This is a genomic window from Roseisalinus antarcticus (genome assembly GCF_900172355.1).
In the GTDB taxonomy this organism is placed as follows: Bacteria; Pseudomonadota; Alphaproteobacteria; order Rhodobacterales; family Rhodobacteraceae; genus Oceanicola; species Oceanicola antarcticus_A.
Map to the genome: position 1 here is coordinate 490,924 of NZ_FWFZ01000001.1, position 10,769 is coordinate 501,692.

General features: G+C 66.8%; 14 protein-coding genes. 8 read left to right on the plus strand and 6 right to left on the minus strand.

The features are described 5' to 3' along the window. Nucleotides 1-72 precede the first annotated feature (72 nt). Nucleotides 73-669, plus strand: coding sequence for a LysE family translocator (locus tag ROA7023_RS02335; protein ID WP_085877374.1), 597 nt, complete (start codon nt 73-75; stop codon nt 667-669). Here ROA7023_RS02335 and ROA7023_RS02340 read toward each other — a convergent pair. The 3 genes from ROA7023_RS02340 to ROA7023_RS02350 form a co-directional block, all read right to left on the minus strand. After that, the gene (locus ROA7023_RS02340; protein WP_234991975.1) at nt 666-1,802 is read right to left on the minus strand and encodes an FAD-binding domain-containing protein; all 1,137 of its coding nucleotides are present in this window, start codon (nt 1,800-1,802) and stop codon (nt 666-668) included. The genes ROA7023_RS02335 and ROA7023_RS02340 overlap by 4 nt on opposite strands. Before the next feature lie 84 nt (nt 1,803-1,886). Then, nucleotides 1,887-2,348: an SRPBCC domain-containing protein gene (locus tag ROA7023_RS02345; RefSeq protein WP_085877376.1), complete on the minus strand. Its 462-nt coding sequence runs from the start codon at nt 2,346-2,348 to the stop codon at nt 1,887-1,889. Nucleotides 2,349-2,351: 3 nt separating this feature from the next. Beyond that, entirely contained in the window at nt 2,352-2,675 is a 324-nt protein-coding gene (locus tag ROA7023_RS02350) for an ArsR/SmtB family transcription factor (protein ID WP_085877377.1), read from the minus strand. 227 nt (nt 2,676-2,902) lie between these two features. On the opposite strand from ROA7023_RS02350, the gene ROA7023_RS02355 reads away from it, so the two are divergent. The 3 genes from ROA7023_RS02355 (at nt 2,903) to ROA7023_RS02365 (ending at nt 5,288) form a co-directional block, all read left to right on the plus strand. Further along, the gene (locus tag ROA7023_RS02355) at nt 2,903-3,532 is read left to right on the plus strand and encodes an ATP-dependent Clp protease proteolytic subunit (protein ID WP_085877378.1); all 630 of its coding nucleotides are present in this window, start codon (nt 2,903-2,905) and stop codon (nt 3,530-3,532) included. A 111-nt stretch (nt 3,533-3,643) separates the two neighbouring features. Continuing rightward, complete coding sequence (clpX, locus tag ROA7023_RS02360) at nt 3,644-4,906, plus strand: ATP-dependent Clp protease ATP-binding subunit ClpX (protein ID WP_085877379.1); 1,263 nt, start codon at nt 3,644-3,646, stop codon at nt 4,904-4,906. Continuing rightward, nucleotides 4,887-5,288 (plus strand): RidA family protein, encoded by a 402-nt coding sequence (locus ROA7023_RS02365; protein WP_085877380.1) that lies wholly within the window; start codon nt 4,887-4,889, stop codon nt 5,286-5,288. The genes clpX and ROA7023_RS02365 overlap by 20 nt, the downstream gene beginning before the upstream one ends. A 58-nt stretch (nt 5,289-5,346) precedes the next feature. On the opposite strand, the gene ROA7023_RS02370 is transcribed toward ROA7023_RS02365, so the two are convergent. Beyond that, nucleotides 5,347-6,699 carry an enoyl-CoA hydratase-related protein gene (locus tag ROA7023_RS02370; RefSeq protein ID WP_159458425.1) on the minus strand — a complete coding sequence of 451 codons (1,353 nt, stop codon included), beginning with the start codon at nt 6,697-6,699 and terminating at the stop codon, nt 5,347-5,349. A gap of 134 nt (nt 6,700-6,833) precedes the next feature. Continuing rightward, nucleotides 6,834-7,127 carry an ArsR/SmtB family transcription factor gene (locus ROA7023_RS02375; protein ID WP_085877445.1) on the minus strand — a complete coding sequence of 98 codons (294 nt, stop codon included), beginning with the start codon at nt 7,125-7,127 and terminating at the stop codon, nt 6,834-6,836. Between the two features lie 137 nt (nt 7,128-7,264). On the opposite strand from ROA7023_RS02375, the gene ROA7023_RS02380 reads away from it, so the two are divergent. Genes ROA7023_RS02380 through ROA7023_RS02395 form a run of 4 tightly spaced genes read left to right on the plus strand, consistent with a single transcriptional unit; the run spans nt 7,265 to nt 9,474 of the window. After that, nucleotides 7,265-8,128 carry an MBL fold metallo-hydrolase gene (locus ROA7023_RS02380; protein WP_085877382.1) on the plus strand — a complete coding sequence of 288 codons (864 nt, stop codon included), beginning with the start codon at nt 7,265-7,267 and terminating at the stop codon, nt 8,126-8,128. Nucleotides 8,129-8,160: 32 nt separating this feature from the next. Further along, nucleotides 8,161-8,589 (plus strand): YeeE/YedE family protein, encoded by a 429-nt coding sequence (locus ROA7023_RS02385; protein ID WP_085877383.1) that lies wholly within the window; start codon nt 8,161-8,163, stop codon nt 8,587-8,589. Next, nucleotides 8,589-9,020, plus strand: a complete 432-nt coding sequence (locus ROA7023_RS02390) for a DUF6691 family protein (RefSeq protein ID WP_085877384.1) — start codon at nt 8,589-8,591, stop codon at nt 9,018-9,020. The genes ROA7023_RS02385 and ROA7023_RS02390 overlap by 1 nt, the downstream gene beginning before the upstream one ends. Before the next feature lie 22 nt (nt 9,021-9,042). Then, complete coding sequence (locus ROA7023_RS02395) at nt 9,043-9,474, plus strand: protein tyrosine phosphatase family protein (protein WP_085877385.1); 432 nt, start codon at nt 9,043-9,045, stop codon at nt 9,472-9,474. A 37-nt stretch (nt 9,475-9,511) separates the two neighbouring features. On the opposite strand, the gene ROA7023_RS02400 is transcribed toward ROA7023_RS02395, so the two are convergent. After that, entirely contained in the window at nt 9,512-10,768 is a 1,257-nt protein-coding gene (locus ROA7023_RS02400) for a flagellar motor switch protein FliM (RefSeq protein WP_143535413.1), read from the minus strand. Between the last annotated feature and the right edge of the window lies 1 nt (nt 10,769).

A 10,769-nucleotide genomic window follows, 5' to 3' on the forward strand; every position in this document is an offset into this window, starting at 1 on the left:
AAACGGGGCGAGTCTGCAAGGTCATTGCCGCCGAAAGCTGAAAGGTTGTCGACAGGTTTGCGGAGCCCGCTGATGACACCCGATTTTTTCCTGCCCCTGCTGGCGTTTGCCATTGTCTCGACGGCCTCGCCGGGGCCGAACAACATCATGCTGATGGCCTCCGGGGCGCAGTTCGGCGTGCGTCGCACCCTGCCTCACATGGCGGGAATCGGCGTGGGTGTGATGACGCTGATCTTCGTATCGGGCCTCGGACTGGCGCGGATTTTCGAGCTGGCGCCTTTCGTGCACTCCGCGCTGAAAATCCTGGCCATGGGGTTCCTGCTTTGGCTCGCCTGGAAGATCGCGAGCGCGCATGCCATTGCAGACACCCCGGCCCCCGACGCCCGACCGCTGACCTTTTGGCAATCGGCAGCGTTTCAATGGATCAACCCCAAGGCATGGGCCATGGCCCTGACCGCCGTCACGGTCTACCTGCCCGACCGGGCCGTCGGCAGCCTGGCGCTGGCCACGCTCGCCTTCGGCATGGTGGCGGTCCCGTCGACCAGCCTCTGGACGGTTGCGGGCCGACAATTGCGCCGCCTGCTGTCGAACCCGGTCCGGTTCCGGGTGTTCAACTGGACCATGGCGGCGCTGTTGCTGGGCACGCTCTGGCCGATCCTGCGAGCCTAGGTCACCCGAAGACGATCCAGCAGCCCGGAGATCTCCTGTTTGAACGCGAAGAACCCCTTGGCCGCGTGGGGCCAGGCGGCGGCATCCGAGGGGCGCAATCCCATGCGGATCGGCACACCGGCGCGTCGCCAAGCCTCGATCCGCTCTCGCGCGGGGCCCTGTGGCGCGTGGGCGGTCACGATCTGCTCCAGCCTGTGGGCCCTTGCCCAAGCGCCAAGATCCTCCGGTCGGCCGACCTCTCCCAGGCGCGGCGCGTGGCGCAAGAGGCTGTCGGCAATTGCGCCTTCGGTGAAATCGGTCACCTGTCCGGAAACGGACAGCGGGCTGCGATCGGCGGACGCATCGAGCACGGCGGTCGCGACCGGCGCCGGACAGATGTCCAGCAGCCAGCCGACAGAGAGGTCTTCCTCGTGCAGCAGCAGCCCGGTGCGCAGGTCCGGCGCAATCTGGTCGGCCACCGGAACGGGCCCGGGCGGCGGATGCGGAGGCCCGCCCGGCGGTATGGCCTCGGTCGCCAGCCCTGCCGGCCGGAACCGCCCGTCAGTGTAGCGGGCAATGTTGTCCGGGCGGGCCAGGTAGGTCTTGCCGATGGTCTGCAGCCCGGCCACCCAGCGCCAGCCGAGGGTGTTGGACGCCGGATCGCCGTCCAGCAGATGGCGCAGGAAGAAATCCGCTCCCAGCGCCCAGGGCAGGCGCAGGGTGAACACCCAGATCGAGGCGAACCACATCCGCGCGTGATTGTGCAGATAGCCGGTCTCGACCAATTGGCGGGCCCAGTGATCGAAGGCGTCGATCCCGGTCTCGCCCCGACAGGCGGCCTCCCACTCCCGGCGCAGGCCGCTTTCGGTCTGCACCCGGTTCAGCCCGTGCCGGACATCCGCACGGTATTGGACCCATGTCTCGGGCCGGCGTTCCATCCAGCCTTTCCAATAGGTTCGCCAATAGACTTCCTGCAGGAACTTCTCGGCGGTGGACCGGGCAAACCGACCCAGGACAGCGCGAACGACCTCGTCCTCGGACACCAACCGGTGACGGACATAGGGCGAAAGGCCCGAGACATGGGGATGCCCGGGCAGGTCGTGATTGCGCCGAGCGGCATAGGCGCCGCCGGCCTTGGGCAGGAAATCAGACAACCGTTTCAGCCCGGCGGAGCGGGACGGATCAAAGTGCATCCCGGGGATTTAGGCGCCGCCCTGCCCCCGGCCAGACCCCCCCCGTCACGCCGTCGCGACAACGCCGCAGCGGCCGGCATAGCACCGGCCCAGGACATGGTCCCAGCCCGTGTCGTAATTGTCCCGCATGGCCGCGGCCCTCTCGGCCATGGCGCCGAACCCGGCATGGGTCAGATCGACGCGGGTGCCCGTCTCCACCGGCGTGAAGAGGACCAGGACCCGGGTCGCCTCGGCCTCGTCGCGGCCCACGTGCCAGTCGAGGCCCAGCGCCCGGCCATCCTCCCAACGCGTGATTCGCGCCCATGTCGCCCGGGTGCCGTTCTCCCCGGTTTCGTAGATCTGGCCGCCGACATGGGGCTCGACTGTCAGGTCCGAGGGCAGCCCTCCCCGCCCGGCCGCGATGGAATGGGTATCGACCGGCCACCAGGCGGCGATGTCGCGGGTGAAAATCCGAAACGCCGCCGCGGGCGTCAACGGAACGTCAACGGTTTTGGTGATATGCTCCATGGGCTACTCCCTTGCCGACTTGCGGGCCGCGTCGGCAAAGGCGGCCAACGCGTCGTCCCATAAGGTGTCGAGGTAGCGCCGCAGGCTCTCGACCCCCTCCGGCGCAAGTTCATAGTACCGGCGATTGCCCTTCGGGGTCACCCGGGCAAGGCCGGCATCGGTCAGCACCCGCAGGTGCTGCGACACCGCCGGGCGCGAGACGGGCAGCCCGCCCGCGATCACGCCGACGGGTTTCGGCCCCGCGCGAAGCGCCTCGACGATCGCCCGCCGGGTCGGATCGGCGAGCGCTTCGATCACATGTCTGGCAGGCGGTGTCTCGGGGGGCATCTGCTCTGGCCTTTGTGCGCCGCGGCGGTCACACCGGGCATCGGAGGGGTTGAAGATATGTCAGTCGCTACTTACGGTAAGCCAAGGCTTACGATTCGAGTCAAGGAAATCCCGCCCGCCGCGGCGCCTGTCCCGAACCAGCCGACCTTGAAGCCTCCGCGCGGCGTCACTAAGACTCCGTCAAGGATTTCCGCCGTAGAACGTGTCCACCCGAGAAGGCAGGCCAGATGAGAGACCCCGTTGAAACCTACATGAACCTTGTCCCCATGGTCGTCGAACAGACCAGCCGGGGGGAGAGGGCGTATGACATATTCTCGCGCCTTCTGAAGGAGCGGATCATCTTTCTGAACGGGCCCGTTCACGACGGGATGTCGACGCTCGTGGTGGCGCAGCTGCTGCACCTCGAATCCGAGAACCCGAAGAAAGAGATCTCGATGTACATCAACTCGCCCGGCGGCGTGGTGACATCGGGCCTGTCGATCTACGACACGATGCAGTACATCAAACCGGCCGTCTCGACGCTGGTGATCGGACAGGCGGCCTCCATGGGGTCGTTGCTGCTGACGGCAGGGACCGCGGGCATGCGCATGTCTCTGCCCAACAGCCGGATCATGGTCCACCAGCCCTCCGGCGGCTACCAGGGCCAGGCGACAGACATCATGATCCACGCCGAGGAGACGCTGAAACTCAAGCGGCGCCTGAACGAGATCTACGTCAAGCACACCGGACAGACCCTGAAGAAGGTCGAGGCCGCGCTCGAGCGGGACAACTTCATGTCCCCGGAAGAGGCCAAGGAGTGGGGCCTGATCGACGAGATCGTTGAAAACCGGGTCAAACCTGGCGACACCGAAGCCTAAGAACCGGCGCAGAAGACGTCGCACCGAATTTCGCGTTGTAGGCCCTGTCCCGCTGTCCTAGGGTGACAGGGACGGGGCAAACGACCGACAAACCGCCAAGGGATTAACGACATGGCGAACGCGTCAGGCAGCGACGGCAAGAACACGCTCTACTGCAGCTTCTGCGGCAAGAGCCAGCACGAGGTCCGCAAGCTGATTGCGGGACCGACCGTCTTTATCTGTGATGAATGTGTGGAACTTTGCATGGACATCATCCGGGAGGAGACGAAATCCTCCGGGCTGAAGTACTCCGACGGGGTGCCGACCCCGCGCGAAATCTGCCAGGTTCTGGATGATTACGTGATCGGCCAGATGCATGCCAAGCGCGTGCTCGCCGTCGCCGTGCACAACCATTACAAACGTTTGAACCACGCCGGCAAGACCGACATCGAGCTGGCGAAATCCAACATCCTGCTGATCGGCCCGACCGGCTGCGGCAAGACACTCCTGGCCCAGACGCTGGCGCGCATTCTCGATGTGCCTTTCACCATGGCCGATGCGACGACCCTGACAGAGGCCGGCTATGTCGGCGAGGATGTCGAGAACATCATCCTCAAGCTGCTCCAGTCGTCGGAATACAACGTCGAGCGGGCCCAGCGCGGCATCGTCTACATCGACGAGGTCGACAAGATCACCCGCAAGTCCGACAACCCGTCGATCACCCGCGACGTGTCGGGCGAAGGCGTGCAGCAGGCCCTGCTGAAGATCATGGAGGGCACCGTCGCCTCCGTGCCGCCGCAAGGCGGGCGCAAGCATCCGCAGCAGGAATTCCTGCAGGTCGACACGACCAACATCCTGTTCGTCTGCGGCGGCGCCTTCGCGGGTCTCGACAAGATCATCTCGCAGCGCGGCAAGGGCTCCGCCATGGGCTTCGGCGCCGACGTGCGCGAGGTGGACGAACGCGGTGTCGGCGAGGTGTTCGGCGACCTCGAACCCGAGGATCTGCTCAAATTCGGCCTCATCCCCGAGTTTGTCGGCCGTCTTCCGGTGATCGCCACGCTCGAGGATCTCGACGAGGACGCCCTGGTCACCATCCTCACGGCGCCCAAGAACGCGCTGGTCAAGCAATACCAGCGTCTGTTTGAACTCGAGGACACCAAGCTGACCTTCACGGAGGATGCGCTTACGGCGATCGCCAAGCGGGCGATCGAACGCAAGACCGGTGCCCGCGGCCTGCGGTCGATCATGGAGGACATCCTGCTCGACACGATGTTCGACCTGCCCGGCATGGACAGCGTCACCGAGGTGGTCGTCAACGAAGAGGCTGTCGGTCCCGAGGCCACGCCTCTGATGATCTATGCGGACGAGAAGAAGGATGCGGCCTCTGCCGGATAATTCCGGCCGACGCCGCATTTCCACCGGCTCTCCGTTCGAAGAGACGATCGGCTATTCCCGTGCAGTCGTGGCGGACGGATGGGTCTTCGTCGCGGGCACCACGGGCTACGATTACGCGTCGATGACCATGCCTCGGGACGTCGCAGATCAATGCCGAAACGCGCTGAGCACGATCTCCCGCGCCCTCCGGGACGCGGGATCATCGCTCGATGAGGTGGTTCGCGTCCGCTACATCCTCCCCAACCGGGCCGACTGGCCGGCCTGCTGGCCGGTAACGTCAGAGATCTTCGGCAAGATCAGACCGGCAGCGACAATGTTCGTCGCGGATCTGCAAGAGCCTGAAATGAAAATCGAGATCGAGGTCACGGCCCGCCTGCCCTGATCGACACAGGCCCGGGGATGGCGGGTGGGGTGTCGCCGCAGGCGCACGGCACCCGGCATCACGCGGCAGGCTGGCCCTCGGACAGCTGATCGAACCCTGCCGAAAACTTGATCGCCTCCGTGAGCAGTCTGGGCGGAGACCACAGCGCACTTTCCTCGGCCCAGCCCTCCATCAGCCGTTTCATCCGCAACAGGCCGAGGCTCTGCGCCGCCCTCAGCGGCCCGCCCCGGTGGCGGGGAAAACCCAGCCCATAAACGGCAAGCACATCGACATCGCCCGGGCGCGACACGGCGCCCGTCTCGACAAGCCGCGCCCCGGCGGCCATCAGGGCGGCCACGATTCGCGGCACGACCTCCGCTCCCTCACGGCCCGCGCCAGGCTCGGTGCCGCCGAACGCGCCTTTGGCAAACCCGTAATCGACCATCGCCGCGTCGATCGTCGCGGCAGAAACCCCCTGCCCCGACAGCGCGGTCACCGTCTGGCCCAGGACGTGCTGAAGTCGTCCGACGATCTGTGCGCCCTCCGGTTCGGCGACGGTCCGTCGCCCCTCCGTGCTGCTCAGCAGGCGGGTCGAGATGCGGCGTTCGGACAGGAAGACATGGGTCAGCGCCACCGATTGCGGATCGGCTCGGCAATCCGCACGCGCCGCGGCCTCGAACATCAGGCCGCTCGGGAACGGCAGCAGCAAGGCCGCCTCCACGCAATCGATCATCCGCGCCGGCGCGATCAGAGCCGAGGCCGCCTGCGCCGCGCGATGATGTGCGACCGCCTCGGTGAAGGCCACACCGTCGGACAGCCCCGACCGTCGCGCCCGGGTGGGACGCGGCGCGGTGCCCCGCGCGGCGATGGACTTGGCATAGGTATGGGTGCCGGTCGGCAGGTGTCCGACCACGATTCCGTCCACCAGACCGAGCTTGCGGGCCGCATCCGCCGCGATCGGCCGCCCTGACAACAGCAGCCTCAGCGCCGCATCCGCCCCCACGATCCGCGGCAGGCGCTGGCTTCCCCCGGCGCCGCAGACCAGCCCCAGCGCGACCTCCGGAAAGCCCAGCCGGCTATCCGGATCCGCAAGCCGCCAATGGGCCGCGAGCGCCAGCTCCGCTCCGCCGCCGAGGGTCAGGCCATGCAGCGCCGCGACGACAGGACGGGGACAGGATTCGATCCGCTCGCAGACCTCGGCCAATGTCGGCGCACCTTCGCCCTCCCCCGCTTCGCGCACGTCGGGACCGACGGAAAAGTAGTCGCCCTCGGCGCTGAGCATCACGGATGTCACCCGCGTGTCCGTCACCAAGCGTCCGAAGATGTCCCACAGTTCGGACCGGACCTCGGGGGTCAGGGCATTGTTCGGCGGCTTGGCGAGCGTCACGATCGCGACCCCCTCGCGTATCCGATATTTGACCGGTTTACTCATCACTGCCCCGTCGGTCGCCCCCGGCATAGCGTCGTCCCGGACTGGATCGACTTATCCACATACTGCCCGCATACCGGACGAAGACAAGCCTCTGCGCTCGGAATTGGTCCGGGGGCGCGGCAGTGCCACAGGTCTCAGGTGTTTGGGGGCGCTTCGCAGAACACCTCATAGAGGCGCTCCAGCACCGGCGTCACGCGTGGATCTGCCAGCTGATACCGGATGACCCGCCCATGGCGGCTGGCACTCACCAGACCTTCGCCCCGCAGCCGCGCGAGTTGGCCCGAGACATAGGATTGGCTGGCACCGAGGATCTCCTCCAGCTCGCCGACGCTCCGTTCGCCGGGGACAAGTGCGCACAGCAAACGCAGACGCGCCGGGTTCGACAACGCCTTGAGCAGTCCCGCCGCCTGTTCCGATGCCGCGGCCATTGCATCGTTCGAAATCACCAGGGTTTCTGCCAACGAAGTGCCCTTTCATGTCATCCTGTCGCAAACATATATCTCACTATTGAAATGTTTGCCAGTCCCGTCTACATGGGTGCTAACAGAAAATCTGGAGATAAACGATGCAGCCCGCAGTCAAAGCCTTCTTCGACGACGCGACCAACACGATTTCCTACGTCGTGCGAGACCCGCAGGGGTCATCCTGCGCCATTGTCGATTCGGTCCTCGACTTCGACTACGCCTCCGGCCGGACGGACACGCGCTCGGCCGACGAGGTCATCGCCTATGTCGAGGCCGAGGGCCTCAAGGTCGAGTGGATCCTCGAGACGCATGTCCACGCCGACCACCTCTCGGCCGCGCCCTACCTGCAGGAACGGCTCGGCGGCAAGATCGGCATCGGCGAGAACATCACCATCGTCCAGGACACCTTCGGCAAGGTCTTCAACGAGGGCACCGAGTTCCAGCGCGATGGCTCGCAGTTCGATGCCCTGTTCACCGAGGGCGACACCTTCATGGTCGGCCAGATGCGCGGCGAGGTCATGCACACGCCCGGCCACACGCCCGCCTGCCTGACCTACGTGATCGGCGACGCGGCCTTCGTGGGCGATACGCTGTTCATGCCCGATTTCGGCACCGCGCGCTGCGACTTCCCCGGAGGCTCGTCCGAGAACCTCTACAATTCGGTGCAGCGCATCCTGGCCCTGCCCGAGGAGACGCGGATCTTCGTGGGACACGACTACCTCCCCACGGGCCGCGACGAATACAAATGGGAGACGACGGTCGCCGAGCAGAAGGCATCCAACATCCACGTGGGCGCGGGCGCGTCCAAGGATGACTTCGTCTCCATGCGCGACGCGCGGGATGCGAAACTGGCGATGCCCAAGCTGATCCTGCCCTCGCTGCAGGTCAACATGCGCGCCGGCCAGATGCCGCAGCCCGACGACAATGGCGACGTCTTCCTCAAGGTGCCGGTCAACAAGCTTTGACGGTTCGGACACGGACAACAGGATAACAAGAAATGCAGATGGAATGGATCTGGGGCCTCCTCGGCGGGGGCCTCATCGGGAGCGCCGGTGCGCTTTACCTGCTGATCAACGGGCGCGTCATGGGCGCCTCCGGCATCGTGGGGGGGCTGGTCGACGGCTCTGCGACGGGCGTTCAGCGCCGTGAACGGCTGGCCTTCGCCGCCGGGCTTTTCCTTGTGCCCGCGGTGCTGGCGCTGCTCTTTGGCAACGGCGAGACCCATGCCTCCGCCAACCTCATGGTGATGGCGGCGGGCGGGCTTCTAGTCGGTGTCGGCACGCGAATCGCCAACGGCTGCACCAGCGGCCACGGGGTCTGCGGCATCTCGCGCCTGTCGCTGCGCGGCATCGTGGCCACGGTTTTCTACATCGGCGCGGGGGGCATCACGGTCGTGCTGTTCCGCCACCTTCTGGGAGTGATCTGATGCGCGGACTCTTCGCTTTTCTCGCCGGCGGCACCTTCGGGGCCGGGCTGCTGTTGTCGGGCATGACCGACACCCGCAAGGTGCAGGGCTGGCTCGACATCTTCGGGGATTGGGACCCGACCCTGGCTTTCGTCATGGGAGGCGCGATCCTGCCCATGGCCGTGGCCTGGCAATTCACGCGCCGCCGCAGGCCGGTGCTGGGCGGCCAGTTTCCGCCCGCGCCGGAGCCGCGCCTGGGCCGGTCGCTGGTCACCGGATCGGTCATGTTCGGCATGGGCTGGGGCCTGACCGGTCTCTGCCCCGGCCCGTCGATCGCCTCGGCCAGCTTTGGCGGGATTTCGGGGTTGGTGTTCCTGCTGGCGATGGGCACGGGCATGATCCTTGCGCCGATGGCGAAGGCGCGACTGGACGCGCTGCCCGCAGCGGCCTAACCATGGGCGAAATGGAGGCAAGATGACTTATTCAAACATCACCGACACCTACGCCGTCAGCGGGCAGATCACGCCCGCTGACCTGGCCGGGATCAAGGCCGCCGGTTTCGGCACCGTGATCTGCAACCGGCCCGATGCGGAAAACCCTCCGGCGCTGCAGGCGGAGGCCATGCGGGCGGAGGCCGAGGCCGAGGGGCTTGCCTTCGTGGACAATCCCTTTTCGCACCAGAGCTTCAGCCTGGATCTGGTCGACCGCCAGACCGAGGCGCTGGCCGCCGCCGATGGTCCTGTCTTTGCCTATTGCGCCAGCGGCAACCGCTGCAGTGTGCTCTGGGCCATGGGCCGGGTCAAATCCGGCGAAATGACGCCGGAGGCCGCGATCAACAGCGCCGCGGAGGCCGGCTACGATCTGAGCGGGCTGAAGATGCAGCTTTCCGCCCTGGCGCCGGGCTGACAGCACGACCGGCGGACCGACCCGGGCCGCCGGTGCCCTATTGCGGCTCCTCGTCGAAGGACATCGGCGCCGCGGCGAAATCGATCGTGTCGGGATCGTAGGCATCAGGATCGTAGGCCCCGTCACCCCCCGCCCCCTGCGGATCGTAGCCCTCCTCCCCCGTCATCGCATGGCCATCATACCCTTGGTCCTCCGCCGGATACCCGGGCTCGTATGAATCCTGCCCGTCCTGCGACGCCTGATCGCCGTATTGCGCCCCCCCGTCATCCTCCACCGCGGCCCCGTCATAGGTGTCCATGTCATCGCCGATCCCGTATCCGGCCAACCCCTGGTCGTCGATGCCGCAGTTCGGATCCTCCTCATCCGCGCCGCCCCAGCCCGCGACGTCGCCAGGCAGCATCGGCGTGCTGGCGTGGTCCCGCATTTCCTTCGGTGGCGGAGGCTCGATCCGGACCGCCCTCATGCCGCCCAGCTGCCCCAGACGCGCGGTGCCGGCAAAGCTGCCGTCCGGCCCCTCCAGCCGAACCGAGGACACGGTGACGCCGGCAAGCGGGACGATGTCGCCGGCTCGTAGCCCCTCGGCATAGGCCAACGGCACCTTGAGCCGGTGGAGCACCGCGGTAAGTTTCGTCGGCGCCGCGTTGACCACCTTGTGCAATTGCCCGCTCCAGTCCTTCTCCTCTGCCGGCACCGCGGCCGTGGACCGGTCGGGAGGCAGGGCGATGATCAGCGTTCCCTCGCGGTCGGCCACGCCGAGATCGACGCTCAGCCGGAACATCCGGTACCCTGCCTCGGGCAGCTTGAGGCTGGTGCCCCGTTTGCCGTCGATCCGGGCACCGGTCTTGATGCTGGCGGTCCATCCGGCCAGCGCGGTCGGCGCCGCGGCGATCACCAGCTCGATCATGAAGGCGTCGATCACCGGGGTGGCCAATGCCACATCGGCGACCGAGACCGGGCGATCGGGCGCGGGCATCGCCGAGAGCTGCCCCATGGTCTGTGCCTCGACCAGGGCGCTCCGCAGCTCGCGGTCGAGCGCCGCCAGCCCTTCCAGCCCCTTGGCGCCATGCAGGCCGAGAATCAGGTCGTCGTTGCTGACCATCGACACCAGGTCGTCGAGCACGCCCGCCTCTTCGCTGATCGACAGGACCGAGACCTTCAACCCCGCCGCCCCCTCGACCGCACGGGCAAGCGACAGGCGCAGCGCCCGCACGGGCGTGACCACCCCGCTTTCGGACGGGACGTCCCCCGCCCGCGCCATCCGGGCGAGCACCTTACTGATGTCTTGATCGGCCATA